The organism is Glycomyces terrestris (genome assembly GCF_003933745.1).
Classification (GTDB): Bacteria; Actinomycetota; Actinomycetes; order Mycobacteriales; family Micromonosporaceae; genus Glycomyces; species Glycomyces terrestris.
The window spans coordinates 489,781-515,610 of record NZ_RSEB01000004.1; the positions used below are offsets into that span (position 1 = coordinate 489,781).

17 protein-coding genes are annotated in these 25,830 nt (G+C 73.2%); 6 read left to right on the top strand and 11 right to left on the bottom strand.

Annotated elements, in window-relative coordinates; all coding sequences use genetic code 11:
* Positions 1–185 precede the first annotated feature (185 nt).
* Entirely contained in the window at positions 186–2,252 is a 2,067-nt protein-coding gene (locus EIW28_RS16325; RefSeq protein WP_125248757.1) for a cellulase family glycosylhydrolase, read from the bottom strand.
* Between the two features lie 159 nt (positions 2,253–2,411).
* Positions 2,412–5,150, bottom strand: coding sequence for an AfsR/SARP family transcriptional regulator (locus EIW28_RS16330; RefSeq protein ID WP_158630428.1), 2,739 nt, complete (start codon positions 5,148–5,150; stop codon positions 2,412–2,414).
* A 161-nt stretch (positions 5,151–5,311) separates the two neighbouring features.
* Between EIW28_RS16330 and EIW28_RS16335 the strand changes: the two genes are divergently transcribed.
* On the top strand, positions 5,312–6,559 hold the full coding sequence (locus EIW28_RS16335; protein ID WP_158630429.1) for an MFS transporter: 1,248 nt from the start codon (positions 5,312–5,314) through the stop codon (positions 6,557–6,559).
* A 419-nt stretch (positions 6,560–6,978) separates the two neighbouring features.
* On the top strand, positions 6,979–7,608 hold the full coding sequence (locus EIW28_RS16340) for a GNAT family N-acetyltransferase (protein WP_125248760.1): 630 nt from the start codon (positions 6,979–6,981) through the stop codon (positions 7,606–7,608).
* 156 nt (positions 7,609–7,764) lie between these two features.
* Here EIW28_RS16340 and EIW28_RS16345 read toward each other — a convergent pair whose 3' ends face one another.
* Complete coding sequence (locus EIW28_RS16345) at positions 7,765–8,139, bottom strand: YciI family protein (protein ID WP_125248761.1); 375 nt, start codon at positions 8,137–8,139, stop codon at positions 7,765–7,767.
* Positions 8,140–8,325: 186 nt separating this feature from the next.
* On the bottom strand, positions 8,326–11,280 hold the full coding sequence (locus tag EIW28_RS16350) for a glycoside hydrolase family 2 TIM barrel-domain containing protein (protein ID WP_125248762.1): 2,955 nt from the start codon (positions 11,278–11,280) through the stop codon (positions 8,326–8,328).
* 212 nt (positions 11,281–11,492) lie between these two features.
* Between EIW28_RS16350 and EIW28_RS16355 the strand changes: the two genes are divergently transcribed.
* Entirely contained in the window at positions 11,493–12,455 is a 963-nt protein-coding gene (locus EIW28_RS16355; RefSeq protein WP_125248763.1) for a helix-turn-helix transcriptional regulator, read from the top strand.
* Complete coding sequence (locus EIW28_RS16360) at positions 12,403–13,014, top strand: dihydrofolate reductase family protein (RefSeq protein ID WP_125248764.1); 612 nt, start codon at positions 12,403–12,405, stop codon at positions 13,012–13,014. Before EIW28_RS16355 ends, EIW28_RS16360 begins: the two co-directional genes overlap by 53 nt.
* Before the next feature lie 124 nt (positions 13,015–13,138).
* Here EIW28_RS16360 and EIW28_RS25435 read toward each other — a convergent pair whose 3' ends face one another.
* Positions 13,139–13,270 (bottom strand): hypothetical protein, encoded by a 132-nt coding sequence (locus EIW28_RS25435; protein WP_269462606.1) that lies wholly within the window; start codon positions 13,268–13,270, stop codon positions 13,139–13,141.
* Positions 13,271–13,282: 12 nt separating this feature from the next.
* Positions 13,283–13,882, bottom strand: a complete 600-nt coding sequence (locus tag EIW28_RS16365; RefSeq protein WP_187350616.1) for a TetR/AcrR family transcriptional regulator — start codon at positions 13,880–13,882, stop codon at positions 13,283–13,285.
* Between the two features lie 52 nt (positions 13,883–13,934).
* Here EIW28_RS16365 and EIW28_RS16370 point away from each other — a divergent pair, with 52 nt between their 5' ends.
* A complete protein-coding gene (locus tag EIW28_RS16370; protein ID WP_125248765.1) occupies positions 13,935–14,957 on the top strand; it encodes an alpha/beta fold hydrolase in 1,023 nt (340 codons plus the stop codon).
* A gap of 242 nt (positions 14,958–15,199) precedes the next feature.
* On the opposite strand, the gene EIW28_RS16375 is transcribed toward EIW28_RS16370, so the two are convergent.
* Positions 15,200–15,775, bottom strand: a complete 576-nt coding sequence (locus tag EIW28_RS16375) for a hypothetical protein (protein ID WP_125248766.1) — start codon at positions 15,773–15,775, stop codon at positions 15,200–15,202.
* Between the two features lie 441 nt (positions 15,776–16,216).
* Positions 16,217–19,321, bottom strand: a complete 3,105-nt coding sequence (locus tag EIW28_RS16380; RefSeq protein ID WP_125248767.1) for a BTAD domain-containing putative transcriptional regulator — start codon at positions 19,319–19,321, stop codon at positions 16,217–16,219.
* 109 nt (positions 19,322–19,430) lie between these two features.
* Between EIW28_RS16380 and EIW28_RS16385 the strand changes: the two genes are divergently transcribed.
* Entirely contained in the window at positions 19,431–20,951 is a 1,521-nt protein-coding gene (locus tag EIW28_RS16385) for an MFS transporter (RefSeq protein WP_125248768.1), read from the top strand.
* Positions 20,952–21,271: 320 nt separating this feature from the next.
* On the opposite strand, the gene EIW28_RS16390 is transcribed toward EIW28_RS16385, so the two are convergent.
* From EIW28_RS16390 to EIW28_RS16400, 3 genes are all read right to left on the bottom strand, one after another.
* Positions 21,272–22,351, bottom strand: a complete 1,080-nt coding sequence (locus EIW28_RS16390; protein ID WP_125248769.1) for a PrsW family intramembrane metalloprotease — start codon at positions 22,349–22,351, stop codon at positions 21,272–21,274.
* 86 nt (positions 22,352–22,437) lie between these two features.
* A complete protein-coding gene (locus tag EIW28_RS16395) occupies positions 22,438–23,064 on the bottom strand; it encodes a hypothetical protein (RefSeq protein WP_125248770.1) in 627 nt (208 codons plus the stop codon).
* Positions 23,065–23,225: 161 nt separating this feature from the next.
* Entirely contained in the window at positions 23,226–25,817 is a 2,592-nt protein-coding gene (locus EIW28_RS16400) for a helix-turn-helix transcriptional regulator (protein ID WP_125248771.1), read from the bottom strand.
* Positions 25,818–25,830: the final 13 nt, after the last annotated feature.

The window sequence follows — 25,830 nt, forward strand, 5'->3', positions numbered from 1 at the left end:
ATCGCGCCGCTGAACTGGCATGGGAACGACCGGTCCGATCGGGCGTTCATCATCGGCCGGTGCCCCGCGGCCTCCACCGCAGCGATCCCGTTAGCGCTCACAGTGCGCTGGAGCCGCCTCCGGTGCTCGGAGACGGGCGAGGCCGCCCCGGCGATGCGCCGGGGCGGCCTCCTATCCCTGGGTGGTTAGGTCAGTGAGCCGGTGACGGTGCCGCCGGACTCGGTGACGTAGTAGGTCACCGTGCGGCCGCTCCAGAAGTGGAACGTCAGGGTGACCTTCTGGCCGTCGGTCACCTCGGACCAGAAGGCGGTCGGGAGGGTGACGGTGCCGGCCGCGTAGTCGGGGTTGAACGCGCGGCCGAACTCCTTGTAGGAGGTCCAGTTCTGCGGTCCGGCGTTGGTGCCGTCGGCGTACTTGGCCTCCATGGTCGCGAGCTGGTCGCCCTTGAACTGGGTGGGGATCGCGAAGGTCGCGGAGGCCCCCGTGGCGGCCGACATGGTCGGCTGGTCGTAGGAGATGACGCTGATGCGCCACGGCACGCCCTGCGAGAAGACCGCGTGGACGGTGCCCCTGACGCCGTAGGAGCGGTCGCCCAGGAGCGTCGTCAGCCGGCTGGCCTTGATGGTGAGGGTCGAGCCGGAGATCGTGTAGTCGGTGCCCTGGACGAGGTTGGTGGTGCCGACGCGCAGGCCCTGGAACGTGGTGCCGTTCAGGTTGAGGGTCAGCGAGACGTCGGCCACGGTCGCGGCGCGGCCCACGTAGATCTGGTCGGTGGACGCGGTGCCGGAGCGGGTGGTCCAGGCGGCCTTCGTCATCGCGAACAGCTCGGGGTCGCGCCACTGGAAGGTGGTTCGGTTGAAGTGCTGGCCGTTGTCCCACAGCTGGAGCGTGATGCCCTTCTGGCGGGCGTAGTAGCCGATGTACTCGAAGAACTTGAGCTTCTCGCCCTGCTCGACGGTGCCGGTGTGGGTGTCGAAGCCGAGGAGGCCGTACTCGCCGACGAGCACGGGGATGCCGTTGGCGACGAACTCGTTGTAGGCGCGGTCGAAGTAGCCTTCGAGGTCGGCCCGGACCTCGTCGTTGAACTTGGTGAAGCCGGCGACGTTGACGCTGAAGGGCCAGAAGCCGTAGTAGTGGATGGTCGCGGCCAGGTTCGGGTCGTCGAGTGCTTGGATGGTGGCGCTCAGGGCGTCCAGGCGGCCCTGGTCGGCGTTGGTGTGCAGGGTCGGGAGGACCAGGACGCGGGTGGCGTTGCCTCCGCCGGTGCCGCGGACGATCTCGTGGAACGAGGTGTTCAGGTCGTCCAGGAGCGCGTACGCGGTGGCGTCGTCCACATTGGCGAACTGGGGCTCGTTGACGCTCTCGAAGAGGAGCTCGGGCGGCGCGTCGCGGAAGCGGTCGGCGAGCGCGGTCCAGATGGCCTCGTAGCGGTCCTCGACGACGGTGCGGTTGGTGTTCATGGCCGACATCCAGATCCACGAGTCGTGGTGGATGTTGATGAGCACGTACAGGTCGGCGTCGAGGGCCCAGCCGACGACCTCTTCGACGCGGTCGAGGTAGGCGTCCTCGACGGCGTACGGGGCGGTCTTGGACTGGTGGTTGTCCCAGGTGACGGGGATGCGGATGCTGTTGTAGCCCTGGGCGGCGACGTTCTCGATGAGGGCCTGGGTGATGCGCGGGTTGCCCCAGGCGGTCTCGTCGGCGCCGACGGCGTCGAGGGAGTTGCCGAGGTTCCAGCCCGGCTGCATGGCCGCGACGGTCTCCATCGCGGTGAGGCCGCCGGTGGGCGGCGGGGTGGTGGTGGGCGGGGTGCTGGGCTCGCCGACCGCGCCGGTGCAGACGGCGCCGTTGAGGCTGAACGAGGCCGGGACGCCGTTCGCGCCGGACCAGGAGCCGTTGAAGCCGAAGGAGACCGAGGCGCCGGTGGCGATGGAGGCGTTGTAGCTCATGTTCTTCGCGGTGACGGTGTCGCCGGCGTCGGTGGTGGTGGCGTTCCACGCCTGGGTGACGCGCTGCCCGTTGGGGAAGGTCCACACCAGGTTCCAGCCGGAGACCGGGTCGCCGAGGTTGGTGATCTTCACGTCGCCGGTGAAGCCGCCGCCCCACTGGCTCTGGATCTTGTAGTCCACTTTGCATCCCTCGGCCGCGTAGGCGGCCGTGGGGGCGAGGATGCCGAGCCCGGCGGCGAGGACGGCGAGGGCGGCCACCGCCAGTGCCATCCACTTGCGGGTCCGTCGTCTGACGACTTGCATGGTGCTCCTTCTGTCCGCGTCGGCTGCCGGGAGGACGCGGGCCGCGGGAACCCATAGAGAATCCTCGATGCAAGACTAAGTTGTGAGACTAAACTTTGTCAATCGCTCCCAAGGGACGGACCCGGACGGCCTCGGCGGGCCGCCGGACGTGCGGCCGCGTCAGGGGAGCCGTTGTAGAGCGGCGCGGACCTCGTCCGCGTCCTGGTGCCCGAGCCGGTCGAGGATCTCCAGCGCCCGCCGGTAGTGCGCGCGGGCCGCGCCGGGGTCGTCCATGGCGGCGCGGTTCTCCGCCATGTTCACGAGCGTGGCGGCGGCCCGGTGCCGGTTCCCTTCGGGGCTCTCGTAGAAGTCCAGGGCGCGCGTGTAGCAGTCCTCGGCCGCGGCGTGGTCGCCCCGGGCGGCGTGGACGAAGCCGAGGCTGTCCCAGCAGACGGCGAGGCCGTCGCCGTTGCCGAGCGCGCCGTAGAGGTGCAGGGCATCGCGGCAGTGGCGTTCGGCGGCGTCGTACTCGCCGACCTGGGCGAGGCTCCAGCCGATGTTGTTGAGCGCGTCGGCCTGCCCGCTGCGGTCGCCGAGCCGCTCGTAGCGCTCCAGGGCGGCGACGTTGCAGGCGGCCGCGTCGCGGTGCCGGCCTTGGAGGTAGTCGATGTAGCCGCGGTTCTTCAGGACGGCGGCCTCGCCGTGCGCGTCGCCCAGCGCCGCGAACACCTCCAGCGCCTGCGCGAACCGGGCCCGGGCGGCGTCGAATTCGCGGAGGCTGCCGTGGACGCGGCCGAGCTTGCGGAGCGAGGTCGCCTGCCAGCGCCGGTTCCCGGCGCGCTCGGCCGCGGCGAGCGCGAGCCGTTCGACCTCCATCCAGGTGCGCCAGCGGTTGCGCCGGTGCAGGGTCTCGGTGACGGTCCAGGCGAGCGGCCAGACCAGGTCGTCCCAGCCGCGCGCGTCGCACTCCGCCACGAGGGCCAGGAGCGCGGTCGTCTCGGCGTCGAACCACGCCTGCGCCTCCGCGGAGGTCGCCAGCGCGGGGACGGCGACGCCGGGCCCGGGCTCGGGCAGGTCGATGGGTGGGCGGCCGGGGACGAGGAGGAGCGTCGCCGCGTGCGCGGTGTGCATGTAGTGGAGGACGAGTCGGCGGAGCGCGGCCTCGCGCCGTTTGGGCGGGTCGGTCTGCTCGGCCTGCTCGACGGCGTAGGCGCGCAGGAGGTCGTGCGTGTCGTATCGGCCCGGCGCGCGTTCGGAGGCGAGCCTGGCGGCGGTGAGTTCACGCAGGAGGCGGGCGGTCTCGGCGACGGGCCGGCCGGCGAGGCTGGCGGCGGCCTCGACGCTCGCGTCCGATTCGGGGGCGAGGGTGAGCAGGCGGAACAGCCGGGCGGCCTGGCGGCCGACCGAACGGTACGACCAGGAGAGGACCGCGCGGACCCCGGTGTCGGGTTCGCCGGTGTCGAGGGCGTCGAGGCGGCCGCTTCCGCGGAGGTGGCGGGCGAGGTCGGCGAGGGGACGGGCGGGCGCGGTCTCGGCCCGGGCCGAGACGACCGCCAGCGCCAGGGGAAGGCCCGCGCAGGCGTCGACGATCGCTCGCGCGGCTTCGGGTTCGCGGTCGAGCGCTGCGGTGCTCAGGCGCGCGGCGAGCAGCCGGTGCGACTCGCCGGGGCTCAGGGTCTCCAGGGCGATCGCAGCGGTGCGGTGCTCGACCAGCAGCCCCGTCAGCGGGTTGCGGCTGGTGATCAGGGTCAGGGCGCTGCCGGCGCCCGGGATGAGCGGGCGCACCTGGGCGGCGTCGCGAGCGTTGTCGAGGACGACCAGGAGCCGGAGGTCGGCGGTGACGGTGCGGAAGAGCCCGGTGCGGGCTTCGGTGCCCTCGGGGATCTCGCGGGGCGGCACGCCGAGCGACTGGAGGAACCGACCGAGCACCTCGCCCGGGTCGGCCGGGACGGCGTGCGGGCTGAAGCCGTGGAGTTCGGCGTGGAGCTGCCCGTCGGGGTACTCCCCCGCGACCCGGTGGGCCCAGTGGATCGCGGTCGTGGACTTGCCGACGCCGCCGGTGCCGGTGAGGACCCGGACGGGGCGGTCGGACCCGCTGAGCAGTTCCAGCGCGTCCTCGCGGCCGATGAAGACCGCGGGTTCCGCGGGCAGCTGCCGCGGCACGGCGGCGGACGGGCGGCGGGCCGGTCCCGCGGACGGCGGCCGTCCGGCGAGCAGGTCGGCGTGGAGCCGCCGCAGTTCGGGCCCGGGGTCGGCGCCGAGCGCGTCGACGAGTCCGGCCCTGGCGGTCTCATACCGGTCGAGGGCTTCGGCGCTGCGCCCGCTGCGGTCCAGGGCCACGATCAGCCGGGTCCAGAGGGTCTCGCGCAGCGGGTGGGCCGCGACCAGGTACTCGAGCTCGGCGACGATCTCGCCGTGGCGCCCCTCGGCCAGGTCGAGGTCGATGCGCCGCTCGAGGGTCTCCAGCCGCAGCGCCTCGAGGCGCGGTGCGGCGGTCGCGGCCAGCCAGTGGCAGTCGATGTCCTCGAAGGCCTCGCCGCGCCACAGCCCCAGTGCCTCCGCGAGCCGGGCGCGGTCGCCGGCGCTCCGGGCGAGGCGTTCGAACCGGGTCGCGTCGACGTCCTCGTCGCAGGCGTGGAGGACGAGCCCGTGCGGGCCGCCGCCGACGCGGTCGGCGCCGAGGAGGTCGCGGAGCCGTCCCGCATAGGTCTGGAGGGTGCGCCGGAGGTGGCCGGGCGCCTCGTCGTCCCAGATCGCCTCGCCGAGGCGGTGGTAGGGGACGACGCGCCCGGGGGTGAGCGCGAGGATCGCGAGCAGGCACCGGAGCCGGCCCGCGGTCACCTCGACGGCCGCGCCGTCCCGCTGGACCGTGAGCGGTCCGAGCAGGCCGATCGTGAGGTCGCCTTCGGATTCGTCCATGATGCCGTCCAAGCCTAGGGCCAGTTCCAGTGTTCGGCGCACCCGGTCGCGACCAGGCATGACGCCGCGATGGGAGCCGTTTGAGGCGCTCGGGGGCTCCCATGGTCCGGACGGCGACGGGACCGGGGCGCGGAGCGCACCGGCGGGGGCTCGGGGAGCGCATGGGTGCAGGCAGGGCGGGGTTCCGCGAGGTCGTCGCGAGCCGCGAGTTCCGCGTCCTGTGGCTCGCGCAGGCGCAGTCGCGCATCGGCGACCAGCTCGCCCGGGTGGCGCTCGCGCTGCTGGTGTACGACCGGACCTCCTCGGCGGCGATGACCGCCCTGGTCTACGCGCTCACCTTCCTGCCGCCGCTGCTCACCGCGCCGCTGCTCGCCGGGTTCGCCGACCGCTGCTCGCGGCGGGCGGTCATGGTCGCCGTCGACCTGCTCCGAGCCGTCCTCATCGGACTCATGGCGGTGCCGGGAACGCCGTTGGCGGCGTTGATGGTCCTGGTGCTGCTGGCGACCTGCCCGCAGCCGCTGTTCTCGGCCGCGCGCAACGCGACCCTGCCGCGGGTGCTGCCGGACGCCCGTTTCGCGGTCGGGATGAGCGTCATCACCGCCACCGACGGGCTCGCGCAGATCGCCGGGTTCACCGCGGGCGGGCTCCTGGTGGCGGCCACCGGCGACCCGCGTCCGGTGCTCGCCGTCAACGCCGCCACGTTCGTGCTCTCCGCGGCCCTGCTGCACTGGGGCATCGGCCCGCACCGGCCCGAGCCGTCCGCTCAGTCCGGGCGGCGCGGGTTCGCGGTCGCCGGGGTCGGGTACGTCGTCCGCGACCGGACCCTCCTGGGGCTCGCCTCCGTCATGTGGGTCTTCGGGTGCTTCGTGGTCCCTGAGGCGCTCGCGGTCCCCTATGCGGCCGAGATCGGCGCCGGCGAGGAGGCGGTGGGTCTCCTCATGGCCGGCGACGTGATCGGCATGACCGTGGGCGCGGTCGCCGTCGCCAAGACCGGCGCCCGATGGCGGCGGCGGCTGCTGGTGCCGCTCGCGGCGGCGACGGGCCTGCCGCTCATGGCGACCGCGCTCGCCCCCGGCGTCCTTCCCACGGTCGTGCTCTGGGCCGCGGCGGGGTGCCTCGGCTCCTACATGGTCTTCGCCCAGATCGCGTTCACCCAGCTCGTGCCCGACCACGTGCGGGCCCGCGCGATCGCCTTCGCCTCGGCCGGCCTCCAGACCGCGCAGGGCGTCGGGGTCATGCTCGGCGGCGTCCTCGCGGAGGCCGTGCCCCCCTCCCTGGCGATCGCGGTGAGCGCGGCGGCCGGTTCCACTGCGGCGCTGCTCATCGGTGCCGTCCACCGGCTCGGCCGAGTCGACCCCGAGGTCGGCGTGCGACTTCCTGCCGCGCAGCGCGAACCGGTCGGTGCGTGAGTGGAGCGGCCGATGTCCCGTGAGCACGACCGGCGCGTTCCTGAACGGCCGGACCGAGTCTCCCGTCCCGGTCCCGGGACGGGCCCGGCGAGCAGGAGAGGAGGTGCGCCATGCGAGGCCGTGACTTCTAGTCACCGGTGGGCGGCAGTCGTGGGATGACGCCGTCCGACGCCCCGGAGTGCCGGACGCGCACGGCGCGGCCGGCACCGCGACACCGGGGCACCCGCGTTCGCGGCGCTCCGCCTGCGGGCGCGGGCACTCGGCGGCCCGCCTCCGGTCGAGGCGGGCCGCCGATGTCGTATACCTGGCGTGACGCCGATCTGAGACGAGGGTGAAGCCGGTCCGCCCTTGACTGTCGGTACCGGCGTGCCGGCCATGCGGACCGCACCGGCCACGACTGCGCGAAGGAGCCTCCATTCATGATCGTGATCACGACCGCCCGACCGGACGAGTTCGCGGCCGCCGCCGACGTCCTCGCGGAGGCCTTCGTCGACGACCCCGTGGCCCGCGGCATCGTGCCCTTCGAGGCCGACCGGCGGCGACGGCTGGCGCACCTGTTCACCGCCGTCCTCAGATCCGGTCCGGGACCGCGCGGCGTCATCGACCTCGCACGGCGGGAAGGCGACGAGCGCATCGTCGGCGTCGCCGCCTGGGAGGCGCCCGGCTCGCGACGCGGGGCGCTCGGGCGGGAACTGGCCCAGCTGCCGCTGTTCCTCAAGGCGTTCGGACCCGCCGGGCTGCCCCGCGCGATGATGATGGAGCACCGCCTCCAGCGCCACCGGCCCACCGTGCCGCACTGGTACCTCGCCGACATCGGCGTCAGCGTCTCGGCCCGCGGGCTCGGTGTGGGTTCGGCGCTGCTGCGGGCCCGTCTGGACGCCGTCGACCAGGCCGGCCTTCCGGCCTACCTCGAGTCGTCCACGCCCGAGAACCGCCGCTTGTACGCGCGCTTCGGGTTCGGCGAACTCGCCTCCATCGCCGGGATTCCGGGCGCCTCGCCGGTGGCGATGCTCCGCTCGTCACCGCCGGATCCCGGCGGCCTCGGCTGACGAAGGGGGCGGCGACGCCGGGCCCGCGCCGGGCCCGGCCGTCCGATGGGGACGGTGGCCGGGCCGACGCCGGCGGTCCCGGTGGCCGCGGCGGTGACGGAGCCGGACCGGTCAGGAGACCGCTTCGGCGGCGACCGTCTCCCGTCCCGGCGGCGGCTACTCGGGTTGCTCCTGCAGGGCCCGGACCTCGATGCGCGAACCCAGGGCGGCCGAAGCCTGCTCGGCCCAGCTCAGCGCCTGCTCCTCGTCAGGGGCCTGAACGATCCAGAATCCGCCCACGTACTCGGCCGCCTCGACGAACGGGCCCGGCGTGCGGACGGGCGTCCCGCCGGTTGCGTCGACGGTGACCGCGGTCGAGGGCGGCTGGAGGCCGCCGGCGGTGACGAAGGCGCCGGCCTCACCGAGATCGGCGTTGAACTTGTCGACGGCCTTCATCATCGCCTGGAGCTCGGCGGGGTCGATCTCCTGCATGGACTCCATCGTCGGCTCCTCGGCCGACTCGTGCGGGATCGTGAGGAAGTACTGAGGCATGGGGCCTCCTCCATTCTCGTCTTCAGGGAGCGGTCCGCAGCGGTCGCATGCCGACACGCCGCGGTATGTCGGCAGTCAACGACCGCCCGCTCTCACCCACGCCTCACTTCAGCCTCACTCCAGGTCCCCGTTCACGCAGCGGACGCAGCGGGCCCGGTGCCGCGGGCCGGCCGAGAGCCGCGGGGATCAGCGGCCGGCAGCCGCCGAGATCCCGACCGTGAACGCGGTCGCCCTCGCTTCCAGCTGGTACTGCGGCTGCACGCCCGGCCCGCAGGAGGCCGAGCCCATGCCGTGCAGGGCCGCGTCGACGTTGACGTACAGCTCGCCCCGCTCGACGAGTTCATGCGGATGCTTCGCCTCGTCAAGGTCCTCGCTCGTCCACGGCCGCACCGTCAGCGCGAACGTCGGATCGCCGAGGAAGCCCAGGGTGCGGCCACCGCCGGACAGGGTCGCCCAGCGGACGTCGATGCGGGAGCCGTTCTCCTGCGGGAACACGTACGGCGTCTGGAGGTCGGCCACGGTGGACCGGAAGCGGCCGACGCGGGCGGCCGCGCGGGTGTCGGCGTAGGCCTCGCCGGGCCCGCCGCCGAACCACTCGACCTGGTCGAGGTCCTTCGGCACGGCGAGCCGCAGGCCGAGGCGCGGGAGCGGCACCTCCCACCTGCCCTCCGGCGCCACCTCGACGGTGAGCCAGATCCGGTCCGAGGCGTCGGCGCGCCAGCGGTACACGGCGCCGATCGCGGTGTCCGCCCCGGCTGCGGCGAGCCGGGTCGTGACGACGAGCTCGTCGGCGCCCGCCTCGACGGCGAGGGTCCGGTGCTCCAGCCGGTCCAGCGCCAGGCCCCGCCCTCGCCACTTGGAGGCCAGGTCGAGCATGCCCCAGGCGACCCGGTCGTTGTCGGTCGGCGCCCGCCACACGTCGAGGCGGGGACCGGTCATCTCGATGCCGCCCAACGAGGTCAGGCGGCCCCGGCCGTCGAACTCGGCCTCGCCCAGGACGATGCGGTCCGCGGTCTGGACCGGCGCAGCGAGCGGTCCGCGCCGCGTCGGCTGCGGCGCCGACAGCGGCGCCTGGCCCCAGGCGAGTTCCAAGCCGGCCTCGCCCCAAGCGGTGTCCGCGGCCAGGTGCGCGCTCACCGTCAACCATCGCTCGCCTTCGGAGGGGGACGCCGCCGCTTTGGCGAGCGCCTCGGGCCAGTCCGCGACGGTTGCCTCCCCTGCCGCCGTGACCGGGACGTCGAGCACGCCGTCGGCCACCGGGTCCCCGTCGTCCTCCAGCCGCCACGCGAACCGCAGATGCGCCGTGTCGAGGAAGTCGTAGCCGTTCGCGACCGACACGGTCGCGGCCTCGGGGTCGATCCGGATCTTGACCGGCTCGATCACCTTCTTGTATTCGAGGAGACCCGGAGACGGCGTGCGGTCGGGGAAGACGAGGCCGTCGGCGACGAAGTTGCCGTCGTGGAGGGGTTCGCCGAAGTCGCCGCCGTATGCGAACCACTCGCGGCCGTCCTCGGTGCGCCTGCGCACGCCGTGGTCGATCCACTCCCAGATGAACCCGCCTTGCAGGCGCGGGTACCGCTCGAACAGGGCCTGGTAGTCGCTGAGGCCGCCGGGGCCGTTGCCCATGGCGTGGGCGTACTCGCACAGGATGAACGGCAGGCTCCGGCGGCGCTCGTCGTTCACCGGGTCTTCGCAGCGGTCCTCTTCGCGGCGGCCGATGCGCTCCAGCTCGTCATGGGGGACGTACATCCGGCTCCAGATGTCGGTGTAGCGCGCTTCGAGGTCGCATTCGTAGTGGACCGGTCGCGCCGGATCGCGGTCCTTCGTCCAGGCCGCCATCGCTTCGAGGTTCTCGCCTTCGCGGCACTCGTTGCCGAGGGACCACATGATCACGCTCGGGTGGTTCTTGTCGCGTTCGACCATGCGGGCCATGCGGTCGAGGAACGCCTCGCGCCAAACGGGGTCCTTCGCCGGGTTGTCGCGCCAGGAACTGAGGTCGAAGCCGTGGGTTTCGAGGTCGCATTCGTCGATGACCCAGACGCCGATCTCGTCGCACAGGTCCAGGAAGCGGCGGTCGGGCGGGTAGTGGCTGGTGCGCACGGCATTCACGTTGTGCCGCTTCATCACCTCAAGGTCACGGCGCATCGTCTCCACACTGAGGGTGCGGCCGTCGTCGGGGTCCCACTCGTGCCGGTTGACTCCCCGCAGCAGAATCCGGCGGCCGTTGACCTTCAGGACGCCGTCCTCGACCGCCACGGTCCGAAAGCCGATCCGCAGGCGCACGCGCTCGGTCGCGGTGGCGACCTCGGCGTCGTACAGGCGCGGGGTCTCGGCCGTCCACGGCTCGACCGCGACACGGGCCGTCTCACCGGCGGCGATGTCGATACCGAGTTCAGGCACGGTGACCCGGGCACCCTCGGGCGCCTCGACCCGGAGGGCGCCGCGGCCGGTGCGGTGGTCGTAGTCGGCGTGGACGAACACGTCCTCGATCCCGCCCTCGGGCCGGTGGAGCAGGGACACGGGCCGGAAGATCCCCGACAGCCACCACATGTCCTGGTCCTCCAGGTAGGACCCGGCCGACCACTGGTGGACCCGGACCGCGACGGTGTTCTCGCCGGCGCGCAGGTGATCGGTCGCGTCGAACTCGGTCGGCAGACGCGAACCCTTGCCGTCACCGAGCAGGACCCCGTTGACCCACACCGCGAACGCCGAATCCACCCCCTCGAAGCGCAGCACGGTGCGCCCGGTCGCGGGCCACTCGGCCGGGAGGGTGAACGTCCGCCGGTACTCCCCGGTCGGGTTCGCGTCGGGGACCCGGGGCGGGTCGACCGGGAACGGGTAGGAGATGTTCGTGTACTGGGGCTTGCCGTAGGGGGCGGCGCCGTCGAGGTCGTGCATCTGCCACATCGACGGAACCGCGAGGGTGTCCCAGGCGCTCGCGTCGAAGCCGGGCGCCTCGAAACCGTCGGTGAGGTCGTGCAGGCCGGCGCACCAGCGGAACCGCCAGTCGCCGTCGAGCGAGAGCACCGGCGCATCGGTCTCGGGCGCGGCACGCGGCGCGAGCCGCCCGCTCCCCGGATCGACGCTCTCAACGAACGCGGTGCCGAAACGGTCAGCGGATGCGGGAACGAAGCCAGTCACCGGCCGAGCGTAGCCAGCCCGCCCGGCCGCCGGAGTTGGTCATTCTCACCGAGTCATGGTCGATTTTCACCGCCGGCCCGACGCGGCTGGAGGCGCCGGACGGCCTGTCGCGCCGACAGGTTCGGCGACTTTCATGCGTGCGCGCGGGAACGGCGCCGGACCGTCCGGAAGCTCCTCGCTCCAACCCCTGGTTCTGCGGGCACACTGGGCCGATGGACTACGTCGCCCGCGTCCCGGCTCCGCCCCTCGACCGCTACATCGACGACCTCTACTACCTGAGCGGAAAGCCGCGTCACGCCCGGATCAACGTGCCGCCCATGCCCTCCGCCCACCTCTTCCTCAACCTGGGCGACCCCGCCCGGCTCTGGAACTCCGATCCGGCCGCGGCACCCGCGTTCGTGGCCGACGGCTGGTTCGCGGGGATGTGGACCAGGCGCTTCACCGTCGAGTACCCGGCCTCGGTGCGGCTGCTCGGCGTCCACTTCAAGCCGTGGGGCACTTCGCCGTTCACGGGCATGCCCGCGAGCGAGCTGACGAACCGCTGGGTCCCGGTGGACGCCGTCTGGCAGCGCTCACTTGACCGCATCCGCAACCGCCTCCACGAGTCCGGTGCGACGGCTGAGGCGCTGCACTCCCTCGAAGCGGAACTGCTCGCGCGACTCGTCGACGCCCCGCCCCACGGCCTCGGCCTGGTCCGGCACACGGCCCGGCGACTCGAACGCGCCCACGGCGCGGTCGCCATCGCCGGGCTGGCCGACACCGCCGGCGTCAGTGCCAGCCACCTGAACACGCAGTTCCGCCTCCACGTCGGCGTCTCGCCCAAGCGGGTGGCGCGGATCTACCGGTTCGCGCGGCTCATCCTCTCGGTCGACGTCCAGGGCCCGGTCGACTGGGCCGAGACCGCGCACCGCGGCGGCTACTTCGACCAGGCCCACTTCAGCCGCGAATTCAAGGAGTTCACCGGGCACACGCCCTCCCAGTACCTGGCCCTGCGCCGCCGCATGCCCGCCGAACCCGACTTCCCGCCCGACGCCGGGCCGATGCCGGCCGAGTTACTTTGTACAAGACCGGCGCCGCGGCCACGCGATAACGTCGCGCCACATGACGACGAAAGGGAAGACCGTGGGCGCAGTGATCATGCACAACGTGGTGTCGGTGGACGGATTCATCGCTGACGAGCACGACGACGTCGGCTCGCTCCACGACTGGTACTTCGGAGGCGACACCCCGCTCGCCTCCGCCGACGAGTCCGCGTACGACCATTCGGAAGGCGTCGGCGGTTTCCGGCTCTCGGCGGTCTCGGCGGCCTACGTCCAGCCCATGTGGGCGTCGATCGGCGTCATCGTGATGGGCCGCCACTTCTTCGACCTCACCAACGGCTGGGAGGGCAATCCGCCCGCCGGCGACCACGTGGTCGTGGTCTCCCACCGCCCCAAACCCGAAGGCTGGCATCCTGAAGCGTCCTACCACTTCGTCTCCGGCGTCGCCCCCGCGATCGCCAAGGCCAAGGAGCTCGCGGGCGACCGGATCGTCAGCGTCGCCGCCGGCGAGGTCGGCGGCCAGGCGCTGGCCGCCGGGCTCGTAGACGAGGTCGCCATGGACGTCGTGCCGATCGTGTTCGGCTCGGGCAAGCGGTACTTCGGCAGCATCGAGGGCCAGCACCGCCTCGAGGACCCGCACGTCGTCATCCAGGGCGACCGGGTGCTGCACCTCCGATTCAAGGTCAGCCGCTGAGCCGGCGCCGAGGCGACAGGACGCGCCGGTCGCCCGCCGCATGAGCCCGGCATCGTGGCCGCCGTGTCCGGGCGGGGCGCCGAGTCTGGCACAGCTCCGGCGCCCTGCCGAGTCCCTGGTCCGGCTACGGGTGCTGCGAGCGCCTCGCCGCCTTCATCAGCGTCACACCGGATCCGAACGCCTCGACTGCGAACGGCTCGAGGTGGACCGCGGTCTCAATCCCGTCGAACAGCGGTTTTCCTTCGCCGAGATACACCGGGTGGAGCCTTCACGACGTGTAGGTGGCGTCGATGAGGGCGGCCAGCCGGGCGGCTGCGGCGCCGGTGTCGTAATCGGGGTCCTGGAGTTTCTCGGTGACGATCGAATCGATGGCGCCGCCGACGATGAGCGCCGTGGTGCGGCTGTCCGGGTCGGGAGCCAGGCCCCGTGCGCTGCGGGCGGTCTGGACGAGCTGCGCCAAGGGTCTCCAGCGGGCGGCGCTGTCGCGTTCGGCGTCGCTGTTGCCCAGCGCCTCGATGATCATGCGGGTGTGGTGGCGGTTGACGCTCAGGTGCTCGATCATCGAAATCGCGTAGGCGGCGGGGCCGTCCTCTGCGGACGCGGCCTCCACCGCGGCGCCCACATGCGAGACGAGCTCCTGGAGCACGTGTTCATAGGCCGCGTCGACGACCGCGGACTTGCTGGGGAAGTGGTAGAGCACCGCGGGCTTGGTGATGCCCGCGCGTTCGGCGATCCCCGCCAGGGAGACCCCCGCATACCCCTTCTCGGCGACGAGTTCGACGGTCTTCTCGATGATCTGGGCCTGGCGGAGGCGCTGGATGAAGGTCGCCGATTCGCCGTCTGACCCGCCCGTACTCGTCTCTGACACCTCCGCAGCTTACCACGTGGTATATTTTCTGACCGATCGGTAAGGAGTGATGATGCCAGCCAGGGACCCCGCATCGAAGGAACGGACCGCCGCACCCGACGACGCCGAGCCGCGACGCCGGTGGTGGCGCCGCCGCCGCGTCCTGATCCCCTCGGCGGTCGTGCTCGCACTGGTCCTCGCGGCGGCCTTCGGCCTGCGCACCCCCTCCCCCGTCGGACACTGGGACGGCGCCGAAGGGCAGGACGCGTTCATGGCCGCGTACGAGGAGGCGTTCGAGGACATGCCCGAGCCGGCCCAGACCCTCGACGTGCGCACCGATTTCGGCATCGTGCGCGTCTACCGATTCGACGGGCGTGACGGAGGCGCGCCCCTGGTGCTGCTCCCAGGCCGCGCCTCGGCGACACCGGTCTGGGCGGACAACCTGCCCTCCCTCCTCGAGATCAGCGACGTCTACACCCTCGACCTGCTCGGCGAACCCGGGATGAGCGTGCAGGAGCGCCCGATCACCTCGGACGAAGACCAGGCCGCGTGGCTGCACCAGACCCTCGAGGGCCTTCCGGAGGACGAGTTCGACCTGGTCGGCCTCTCGATCGGCGGGTGGACCGCCGCCAACCTCGCCCTCCACCACCCTGACCGCATCCGGACCATGACGCTGGTCGAACCGGTCTACGTCTTCGACGACATGCCCTGGGGCACGGTCGTGCGTTCGATCCCCGCCGCGTTCTCCTGGATGCCCAAGTCCTGGCGCGACGGCTTCAACTCCTACACCGCCGGCGGAGCACCCGTCGAGGACGTCCCGGTCGCCGACATGATCGAGGCGGGGATGCAGCACTACCGCCTCAAGCTCCCCCAGCCCACCCGCATCGGCGAGGACCGGCTCGAAGCGATCGAGATGCCGGTGCTGGTGATCATCGCCGAGGAATCCGTCATGCACGATCCCGCCACCGCCGCCGAGACCGCCGAGCGTGCTCTTCCCGACGGCACGGTGCACCGCTACGAGGAGGCGTCACACGCGGTGAACGGCGAATACCCCGACCGGCTCGCCGAGGACCTCGCCGCGTTCCTGGCGACCTGACGCGATTCCGCACGAACGGACGCGGAGTTGAAGCACCGGGGCGGATGCGGCGGGCCGGGCCGCTGCGGCCACGGGCGTGTTCGAGGACGGCCGCTTCGACGGTCTCGGCCGTTGCGGCCGAGGCCGTCCGGGCCCGCCGGGCGAGCGGAGCTCCACCGCGACGGCACCGTCTGCCGATCGGCGATCTCGGCCCGGCCCCTTGAGGAGGGCGACCGAGGCCTACCAGAGACAGCGGTAGCGGGTCAGTCGTAGGCCGCGAAGCGTTCGTGCGCTTGAGCGGCCATCGTCCCGGTGACCGCGAGGGCGTCTGCCGTTTCGAATTCGCCGGGCTCGGCGGTCAGCCCGACCGACATCAGGAGGCGCCCGGCACCGGCGCTGAGCAGGAACACCTGCCGCGAATCCCAGAGGTGCGCGTTGGTGTAACCGCTGAGACCGCCGCTGTCGAAGTCCTCGATCGTGTAAGTGTCCGGGTCGCCCTCCCAGGTCCGGCGGCTCTGGTCGGTCGTGCGCTCGGCGTAGTCTGCGGCCGTCTCGGACACGACGGTCAGGCTGAGATCCATGCCCGAGCCCGAGCGGTACACGCAGTGGAGGACGCCGGTCTCAGTGTCAGGATCTGCCTGGGCGGTCGCGGTGTCGAGCTCGGCGGCGCTCGCGGCGAGCGCCTCGAATCCGGCAAGGTCGAAGTCGTCACACGCGGTCTTCGCGAAGTCGGCGGCGACGCCCGTCGCGGCTTCGGACGGCGATTCAGTTCCATTCGGACGTTCGCTGTCCGAGAAGCCGCCGCGCAGGTGCAGGACCGCAAGCGCGGCGATGGCCAAGGCGGCGACGCCCGTCCCGAAGATCAAGACGAGCCGTTTCGTCGACCGGCCCGGGGAATGCGGCTGGTTTGCGGGGGAAGACAAGCGCTCGCTCCTGAGATCGGCCGGTCAGGGCACGCATCCGCGGCGGGCTCGCGCCACGGCGTGGCCTGCGCGCGGCGCCGGTCGGAGATGCTGACGCCACCGACGATAACGGGGCCGTGCCATAGGCGAAGTTCGTTCATGTCAGGGAACCGGCGACCTCAGCGCCGCCGGTATTCGCGGCGGCGTGGGACCTGGAGCGGGCTTCCTCCGAAGCCGGTCATCGTCAAGGCGGACGCAGATCGGCCGGTGTTGCCGTCGACCGGCGGGCCCGGTTCCCCCCCTGAGTCGGGGCCTGCGTGGGTTCGGGTCACGTCGCAAGGAAAGGGGATCGTCACCTCTGGACGGCTCGTCCGCGCGTCAGGTGTCCAGCGCGGCGACCTCGGCGACTGAGTTCAGTCTCCGGCCCCGCTCGTAGGCCGCTTCGAACGCCTTGCGCCCCATGGTCGCAGCGAGCCGGCCGGCGATGCGGTCGACGTCGAAGCGTTCACCTTGCGGGAGTGGGATTCCGGCGTGCGCGCGCAGCGCGGCCGCGCCGCCCAGCAGGACCGCGGCCGTCTCGACGTCGCCGAGGAGTGACCGGGCGCCGGCGATCCCCTCGATCGCGTGCGCGGCGGCGAACGGCTCCCGCCCGCGTGCGGCGGCCAGCGATTCGCGGTGGAGTCGCAGTGCGTCGTGTGCGTCGCCGCGCATCTCGGCGGCGAAGCCGAGTTCGGCCAGGAGCATCGTGTAGGCGTCGGCGAGCATCGGCGGGCCCGCGACCCATGGGAGCCATTCGCGGGCGATGCGCTCGGCTTCATCGAGGTCCCCGCTGCGGCGGGCGGTGAACATGAGGCCGGTGGCGGCGAACATCCGGCAGAACGCCACCGACTGCTCGACGGCCATGTCGTAGGCCCTGCGGTGGAGCCGCCGCGCCTCGTCGAGGTCGCCGCGGAGCATCTCGACGCGGCCGAGCCGTGAGAGCCGGTACGACTGCTCCATGCGGAGGTCCAGGCCCTCGGCGAGGTCGAGGGCCTGGAGGTTGAGCCGTTTCGCGTCCTCGTACTCGCCGACGCTCTCGGCCCGCACCGCCAGCGTCTCAAGTGTCTGGAGCGTCCCCCAGGCGTCGCCGATCGCGGCGAAGGCGTCCCGGCCGCGCTCGGCGAGCAGCCGGGCCCGGGCGAGGTCGCCGCGCAGCATCGCGAACCACGACAGGGACGCGTCTACGGCCGCCGAGCCCCACCGGTCGCCGGCGGCCTCGAAGTACTCCCCCGCGCTGACGGCGAAGGCCTCGGCCGCGTCCGTGTCCTCGACGCCGAGGTGGGTGAGCGACAGGAACAGCTCGGCGCGGGCGCGCTCGTGCTGATCGGTCATGGCCGCGAGATGCTTGGGCGCGTCGGCGAGGGTCAGGCCGTCTGCCGGGGCGGTCATCGCCGCGTAGCACGAGCGCCAGAACAGGGCCGAGGCGCGCAGCCCGTCGGGGGCCGGCCCGTCGATGCCGAGCGCGACCGCGAGCGACCGGGCCCCTTCGAGGACACTGCCGCGCAGGAACCAGTACCAGCTGAGCGCCACCGCGAGCCGCATGGCCTGCTCGGCCTCCCGTTGACGGACGGCGGTGTCGAATGCGATGTGGACGTTCGCGGCGTCGGCGTCGAGGCGGCGGAGCCACCGGCGCTGCCCGGGGCCGCGCAGCGCCGTCGCGGAGGCTTCGGCGAGGCGGGTGAAGCGGTCGAGGTGCGCCGTGGCCGCGGTCTCGTACGCGCCGGCTTCGCGCAGGCGTTCGCGCCCGTAGACCGCGACCGATTCGAGGAGCCGGTACCGCCGATCGCCGGAGGAGTCGTCGGTTCGCGCGAGCGACCGGTCGACCAGTCCCGCGAGCGCCGCGGCGGCCTCGTGCTCAGCGAGCTGGGAGGCGCAGAGAACAGCGACGGTCTCCAGGTCGGCGTCCCAGGCGGTCGACAGTGCGGTGAGGACGGTCCGCTCGGGCCCGCTCAGGAGCCGCCAGCTCCAGTCGAGGACGGCGCGGAGGGACCGCTGCCGCTCGGGCAGGCCCCGCGCTCGGGCGTCGAGGAGCCGGTCGTCCAGCTGCGCGGCGAGGGCGTCGACGCCGAGGGCGTGGACGCGGGTCGCGGCCAGCTCGAGCGCGAGCGGGAGCCGGTCGAGCCGGTCGCACAGCGCCGCGACGGCGGCGCGGTTCACAGGGGTGACCGCGAAGGCGGGGTCGGCGTCGGCCGCGCGGTCGGCGAAGAGCCGCACGGCCGCGTCCGCGTCGAGCGGGTCGACCCGCCGGAGGCGTTCCCCTGGGACCCGGAGCGGTTCGCGGCTGGTGGCGAGGATCCGCGTTCCGGGGCAGGCGGCGAGGAGCCGCGCGCACAGCTCGGCGGCCGGCTCCGCCAGGTGCTCGCAGTTGTCGAGGACCACCAGCGGCGGCTTGGACGCAAAGGCACCCTTGAGGACGGTGAGCGGGTCGCCGGCGCCGCCGGGTGCGATGCGCGGGGCGGATTCGAGCAGTCCCATCGCCTCGGCGACCGCGGCCGCGAGGCGCACGGCGTCGACGCCGGTGTCGAATGCGCCCAGTTCGATCAGCCAGGCCCCGCCGGGGGCCGGCGCGGCGGCGGCCGCGGCGAGGGCGAGGCGGGTCTTGCCGACGCCGCCGGGCCCCGTGAGCGTCACCAGCCTCGCCTCGGCGAGGGCCGCCAGGAGTGCGTCGAGGTCGCGTTCACGGCCGATGAGCGGGGTCGGCGCGGCGGGAAGGTTCCCGCGCGGGGCGGGCGCCAGTGCCGGGTCGTGGTTGAGCATCGCCCGGTGCAGCCCGCGCAGGTCCGGTCCCGGTTCGAGCCCGAGTTCGGACGCGAGCCGATCGCGCAGCATCCGGTACGACGCGAGCGCTTCGTTCTGGCGTCCGTCCAGGTACAGCGCCCGCATGTGGACCGCGCGCAGCCGCTCGCTCAGCGGGCGGTGCTCGATCAGCGCTGCGGCGTCGGCGAGGACCCCACCGCGGTGCCCGATCTCGAGCCGGGCCTCGAGCAGCGCCTCCCGCACGTCCATCCGGCGCGCTTCGAGCCGGGCCGCCTCGCCCGCGAGGACGTCGTACTCGGCCAGCGCGGGCCCGCGCCACAGCCGCAGCGCCTCCTCGAGGAGCTCGACGCGCGCCGCCGCGCCCGCTTGCTCGGCTTGCACCGCGAGCGCTTCGAACCGGCCGGCGTCGACGTCCTCGGGCGCGGCGGCGATCCGGTAGCCGTCGCCGACGCGCTCGACGGCCGCGCCGAGCCGTCGCAGGTGGGAGACCTTCGTCTGCAGCGCCGCGCGCGGGTGCTTCGGCGGACGGCCGCCCCACAGGTCCTCGACGAGCCGGTCGACGGCGACCGTCCGGCCCGGGTCGACCAGGAGCCGCGCGAGCAGGGCCCGGACCTTCCGCTCGGCCACCGGCACCGGCTCGCCTGCGTCCGTCCGCACCTCGAGCGGCCCCAGGATTCCGAATCGCACCCCCCAACCCTAACGAAGGGGCCCGGGCCGCAAGGAGACCGTGAGCGGACCGAAAGCGCGGCGCGGACCCTTGGGCCGGCAAGGACGACCCGAGGATTGGAGAACCGCCATGGCGAACACCGAAGCCGCGCCCGCGAGAGCGGGCGCGCGGGAATGGGCGGGCATGGCGGTGCTGGCGCTGCCGGTGCTGCTGCTGTCCCTCGACCTGACCGTGCTGCACCTGGCCGCCCCCGCGCTCGGCGCGGACTTGGGCGCCTCGGGCACGCAGCTGCTGTGGATCCTCGACGTGTACGGCTTCATGGTGGCCGGTCTCCTGGTGACCATGGGGAACCTCGGCGACCGAATCGGCCGCCGCCGGCTCCTGCTCATCGGCGCCGGCGCGTTCGGGGTCGCCTCGGTGGCGGCCGCGTACGCGCCCACCGCGGCAGCGCTCATCGCGGCCCGCGCGCTGCTGGGCGTCGCCGGGGCCACGCTCATGCCCTCGACGCTCGGGCTCGTCCGGGCGCTGTTTCGCGACCCGCGGCAGCGGGCCCTCGCGATCGGCGTGTGGAGCCTCGCGTTCACGCTCGGCGGTGCGATCGGCCCGATCGTCGGCGGCGTGCTCTTGGCGCACTTCTGGTGGGGCGCGGCGTTCCTGCTGGGCGTCCCGGTCATGCTCCTGCTCCTGGCCGCCGGACCGTTCCTGCTCCCGGAGGAGCGCGACGCCTCGGCGGGCCGCATCGACCTGCTCAGCGCCCTCCAGGCCCTGGGCACGATGCTCCCGGTCGTGTACGCGCTCAAGGAGTTCGCGAAGGACGGCTTCACGGCCGCGACGGCCGCCGCGCTGGCGGTCGGCGCGGTCTTCGCGGTGCTGTTCCTGCGCCGCCAGCGCCGCCTGGAGGACCCGCTGGTGGACCTGACGCTGTTCCGCGCCCCGGGCTTCGCGGCCGCGCTGGGGGCGCTGCTGCTGTCGATGACGGCCCTGGGTGGCGTGCTCATGCTGTTCGTGCAGTACCTCCAGATGGTGAGGGGGCACACGGCGCTCGAAACCGGCCTGCTCCTGCTCCCGGGCGTCGCGGCGAGCGTCGCCGGGTCGCTTCTCGCGCCGCTCCTGGCCCGCCGTGCGCGCCCCGCGGTCCTCATCGGCGCCGGGATCGTCATGGCGGTCGCGGGGCTGCTCCTGTTCGCCGTGGTCGAGCCCGAGGGCGGCCTGTGGCCGCTCGTGGCCGGAACGGTCCTGATGTTCCTGGGCCTGACGCCGATCGCGGTCCTCGGCACCGGGCTCGTGGTCGACTCGGCCCCGAAGAAGCGGGCGTCCTCGGCCAGCTCGTTGTCGGAGACCGCCTCGGAGCTCGGCACGGCACTGAGCATCGCGCTCATCGGCTCGGTCATCACCGCGGTCTACACGACCCGCATGGCCGCCTTCGCCGGCGCGGCCCCGGGCGGGGCCCGAGACAACCTAGCGGCCGCACTCGACGCCGCCGCGAGCCTGCCCTCGCGCGATTCGGCCGCGCTCCTCGACGCAGGCCGGGCCGCGTTCACCGACGCGCTCAACACCGGCGCCCTGGCGGCGGCCGCCGTCCTCCTGGCGGCCCTGGCGATCACGACGGCGGCGCTGCGGCGCGTCCCACCGCTGGGTGAATCCGACTAGCGGCCGTCCCCGCAGTCGCTTCGGGGCTTCATGCGGCGGAGGTCGGATCGGGAATCGGGTTGCGTGCACGGAGGGCGGCGCTCGCCATGGCGCGGTCTCACCGGGACCTCGCGATAGGCGTCGCCGAGTCGCTCGAGCAGCGCCGCCTCGGTGGCCGCAACTCCGGGCCGAATGCGGATGCGGCGCGCCACCCGCTTCCGGGTCGCGGTGGACAACGGCAGCACAGGACCAGGTCCTGACGAGGCGAGGACCGCTGGTTCGAGCGGCAGGGGCGGAAAGGGGGCCGGGCGCGACGCGCCCGGCCCTGGCCTCGCCCCGACTCAGCGCGCCGGCCCCCAGCACGCCGCCGGGTCACGCCTCGCCGCCGCGACCGCGTCGCGCCGAGGCTGGACCGCGGCCGGGTCGAGCTGTTCGGGCATCCGCTCCTCCAAGAGGTCCAGCTCCAAGCGCTGCAAGCGTTCCTGCGAAGCCCGCACCGGACCGGACGGGAAGCGCCGCAGGTGGCGCCGTCGCGAGTGCCGGCGCGAAAGGCTGTGCGCCTCATCGGGAGCGAGCGTGCGGAGCATGACCTCCTCCTCCGAGACCTGCGCCCAGCGCGCCCGGAAGCCGTGCCGCACGACCAGGACCACGAGCATCGTGATCGCGAAGTTCACCAGCGGCTTCGCGACGGTCCCCGCGAGTCCGCCGCCCAGCGGGCTGTCGAAGTACCAGTGCATGCCCATCGCCAGCGCCAGGCACCCGACCGCCACGGCGACCCGCCGCGCCCTCGACCGGCCGTTCGCGCTCACCAGGTAACCGATCCCCGCCCCGGCGACCGCGCTCATCGCCCAGTGCGAGCCGATCCCGGTCAGCAGAATCCGCACCCACAGCACGTCGAACGTCGACCCGAGCGGGTCCACTCCGCCGGACACCCCGACCGCGTTGAGCCCGTAAGTGAAGTTCTCCATCACCTGGAAGCCGAGCCCGATCAGCGCCCCGTAGACGAGACCGTCGGCGGCAGTCCGCACGAGACGGGTCGAGACCGCGGCGAGCAGCACCACGCCCGCGGCCTTCGCCAGCTCCTCGTTCAGCGGCGCGCTCATCGCCGCCGCCCAGGCGCCGGCCCGCTCCACGCCGAGCGCCCGCGTCCAAGCCGGGACGAGCAGACCGTTCATCACCAGCGCGATCCCGCATGCGGCGAGCCCGCCCCACATGAGCGCGAGCCAGGTCCCGGACCACGGCGGGGCCTGCACCGGTCGCAGGATCCGCCGCGCGAGCCACAGCCCGACCGCGAGGGTCGGCACCAGCACGAGCACGTCGAGCACGGCGCTGGCCGGGAACGCCTGCGCGACGGGCAGGAAGTCCTTCTGGAGCGTCCACAACCCGAAGCCGGACGCCACGATCAGGCTCCAGAACGCCACCGACCGGACCTTGACGACCAGCGGGCGCGACGGTCCCGCAGCAGCAGGCGCCGCGACAGGCGCCGGTGTGGGATAGGCGTAAGCGGTCACGACTCCCCCTCGAACGCGATGGAATCGATGAGCTGGGTGGCAGCGGACCAGTCGGTGTCGCCGGCATCGGCCGGCGCGAGGACCTTCGCGTCCACGGCCTGCACGCCTTCGGCGTCCGGGAGCACGAAGGCCTCGCCGGCCCGGCTTCCGATCTGCAGGCCGCCTTCGAGCCCGGTTGCGCCCGAGGACGTCTCGAACCCACCGGGACTGCCCAGCGACACCTGCGCGCCCGCGTGCCGTTCGACGTCCAGGAGCCGCCCCATGCCGGTCCACATCTGGCTCGGCGCAGTCTGGCCGTTGAAGATCACACTGGACAGCTCCACCGTCACGTCCCCTCGAGTGAGCACCAGCTGCGAGTCGAGATCACTGGCGGCGTCGTCGAGGACCCATCCCTCCCCGACCTGGACCGACGCTTGACGGTCGGCCCCGAACCCGATCACCGTTCCGGAGACCAGCGCTTCGCCCGCGGGCTGCGACTTCGCGAAGGCCGCCTCAGCGGCGATCATCACGAGCAGCAGCCCGACCACGGCGATCGGCACCCAGACGCGGTGCCTGCCCTGAACCGCGTTCCCCGCGGTTGCAATGTCGTTCATGCCTTCAACATAACCGCTTTCGCGGTCCATGCATCCTGCGAAAACTCTAAGATGGCGGCTCTGTGAGAACTCCGATCCAAACTCGAAATCGGCGGCCGTGTCCGGCCTTGCTCGATGCGGTCGCATCGGCCGCCGGTTCCCGGCAGATGCACAAGTCGTCATTCGAACCCGGTCGAGGAGTCCGGGCTCCGTCAGTTCCTTGCGACGGTGGCGAGCTGGGTGCGGTTGGCGATGCCGAGCTTCGCGTACGCGTGCGACAGGTGGGTCTTGACGGTCGCGCGGCTCATGAACAGCTTCCCGGCGATCTCCGGATTCGTCATCCCGGTGATCGCGAGCTCGACCACGCTCACTTCGGTGGGTGTCAGGCTCGCCCAACCGCTCGCGGGCCGGGAGCGGCGCCCGCGCGCCCGCCTGGCGTATGCGACGGCCTCCTCGAGCGCCATCGACCGCCCTTCCCGGCGGGCCTCCGACTCGCCGGGCAGGTCCAGTTCGGACGGACTGAGTCCGATCTCCTCGCGCGCCCGGTCGCAGGCCCCGAAGAGGCGCGCGGCCTCGGGGCCGCCTTCCGCTAGCGCCGCAAGATGTTCGAGGCTGGACACACAGCTCAGGCGCAGGCCGTGCTCGGCGCGGATCGCGAGCGCCTCGTGGTGGGCCTCCTCGGCCCACTTCGGGTCGGGCGCGAGTTCGCCCCGGACCTCGAACGCGTCGGCGACCAGGCCGGGCATCTGGAGTTCGCGGCCGGCGCGCATGGCCATCTCCACGTGAGCGTTCGCGGCGTCGCCGGGCCCCAGGGCGCGGGCGAGTCCGAGCCGGGCGTCCGGGGCCAGGAGGTGCTCGGGGATCCCGCCCGGGTTCGCGAGGTCGCGCTCGTACCAGTGCCGGGCCTGCGCTCGGTCCCCGGCGTCGAGGTGGAGGTCGCCGACGCAGGTGAAGAACCAGGGTATGAACGGCGGTGGTTCGACGTTCGCGTCGATCTCGACCAGCAGCGCCAGTGCGGCCCACGAGTCGGCGGGCCGTCCCGCCCACCGCGCGACCCGCGCGAGTGCGATGCGCGCCATGCCGATCCGGTGGAAGTCGCCCAGCGGCTCGGCCAGGGCCAGGGCCTCGCGCGCCCGCTCGTCGGCCCGGCGCAGGTCGCCGCCGAGGGCCATGCTCACCGCGAGGATTCCGCACGCGGTGGAGGCGACCTCGCGGTCGCCTCGCGCGGCCAGCCCGCGCATGCCGTCCTCGAGGAGCCCCGCGGCTCGGGCGTGGTCGTCCCGGCGGTGGTGGACCATGCCGATGAGGACGTTCGCCGCGTCGCGGACGAAGCCGTCGCCGAGCCCGGCGGCCCGTTCCCGGGCCTCGGACGCCATCTGCTGGGCCGCGTCGAGGTCGTCGTAGAGGCGGTCGATCGCCGTCAGCAGCAGCGCGAGGCAGGCCGAGCGCTTCTCCCCCGCCTCCTCGGCCAGAGCGAACGCCTGGGCAGCGAGCTCGCTGCCCGTGCGCCGCTCGTTGGTGTCGGCGACCAGGGCCGTCCCGGTCAGCAGCCGCGCCTGGAGTGGGGTGCGCTCGCCCTCGCCGAGGCGCGCGGCCCGGCGCAGGAGTTCCAGTCCCTCGCGGCCGCGCCGGCTCGAATGCCAGAACCAGGGCAGCTCGGCCGCCAGCTCCCGTCCGAGGACGGGATCCGGTCGTGACAGGCCCCAGTCGATGGCGGCGTGGAAGTTCTCGTATTCGGACGCGACCGCGGCCCGCCACGCGTCCTTGTCGGTGTCGATCAACGCCCGCCATGAACGCACCTGCGACAGGCAGGTCTCCAGGTGGCGGCCGCGCACCGCGTCGCCTGCGCCGGTGGCCTCGAGGCACTGCCCGGCGAACTCGCGGACCGTCTCCAGCATCCTGAACCGGGTCGCCGCGCCGCCGGTGTCCGCGACGAGCAGGGACTTCTCGACCAGGCTCCGCAGGCTCTCCAGGACAGGTCCGCGCTCCTCGCACAGCGACTGGGCCGACGCCGCGCAGAACCCGCCGCGGAAGACGGCGAGCTGCTCGAACAGGCGGCGCTCGGACTCTTGGAGCAGGTCGTAGCTCCATGCCATGGACGCCGCGAGCGTCTGGTGGCGGGCCGCCACGCCGTGCGGGCCGCGGACCAGGAGCCGGAACCGGTCGTCGAGTCCGTCCAGGATCTCCCGCATCGACAAGGTCCCCGACCAGGCCGCCGCGAGCTCGACCGCCAGCGGCATCCCCTCCATGCGCGCGCAGGCGGCGAGCACGACCGGATCCTGTGCGGCGCCGAGGTCTCCGGCGCGCTCGGCGAACAGCCGCACCGAGTCCTCCCGGCTCATCGGCGGCACCCGCCAGACCGCTTCGCCCGGCAGGCGCAGCGGCTCGCGGCTGGTGCACAGGACCGTCAGCAGCGGGCACCGCCGCAGCAGTTCACCCACGACGTCGGCGGCGGCCTCGCGCACGTGCTCGCAGTTGTCCAGGCACAGGAGCGTGCGCTGCTCCGCGAGACGGCCCGCGAGCACGCCGATGCCGTCCCGGTCGGCGGTGCGGAGCACGCCGAGCGCGTCCGCCACGAGTTCGGGGACGGCGAGCGGGTCGGCGGTCGCGGACAGGTCGACCCAGTGGCGGCCCTCGAAGGCCGCGTCCCGGGCGGCGCGGATCGCCAGCCGCGTCTTCCCGCACCCGCCCGGACCGACCAGGCTCACCAGGCGCGATGACGCCACCGCGGCGCCGACCGCTCGGAGCTCGGCATCACGCCCGATGAAACCGGTGAGTTCGAGTGGGATCGCGCCGTCGTCCATGGGTTGAGTCTGC

Bases quoted from the DNA above. Each gene is read 5' to 3' on its own strand.
- EIW28_RS16395 (WP_125248770.1), bottom strand. From the start codon at position 23,064: ATGGACCGCGAAAGCGGTTATGTTGAAGGCATGAACGACATTGCAACC.
- EIW28_RS16335 (WP_158630429.1), top strand. From the start codon at position 5,312: ATGGGTGCAGGCAGGGCGGGGTTCCGCGAGGTCGTCGCGAGCCGCGAG.
- EIW28_RS16340 (WP_125248760.1), top strand. From the start codon at position 6,979: ATGATCGTGATCACGACCGCCCGACCGGACGAGTTCGCGGCCGCCGCC.
- EIW28_RS16330 (WP_158630428.1), bottom strand. From the start codon at position 5,150: ATGGACGAATCCGAAGGCGACCTCACGATCGGCCTGCTCGGACCGCTC.
- EIW28_RS16385 (WP_125248768.1), top strand. From the start codon at position 19,431: ATGGCGAACACCGAAGCCGCGCCCGCGAGAGCGGGCGCGCGGGAATGG.
- EIW28_RS16355 (WP_125248763.1), top strand. From the start codon at position 11,493: ATGGACTACGTCGCCCGCGTCCCGGCTCCGCCCCTCGACCGCTACATC.
- EIW28_RS16400 (WP_125248771.1), bottom strand. From the start codon at position 25,817: ATGGACGACGGCGCGATCCCACTCGAACTCACCGGTTTCATCGGGCGT.
- EIW28_RS16345 (WP_125248761.1), bottom strand. From the start codon at position 8,139: ATGCCTCAGTACTTCCTCACGATCCCGCACGAGTCGGCCGAGGAGCCG.
- EIW28_RS16325 (WP_125248757.1), bottom strand. From the start codon at position 2,252: ATGCAAGTCGTCAGACGACGGACCCGCAAGTGGATGGCACTGGCGGTG.
- EIW28_RS16370 (WP_125248765.1), top strand. From the start codon at position 13,935: ATGCCAGCCAGGGACCCCGCATCGAAGGAACGGACCGCCGCACCCGAC.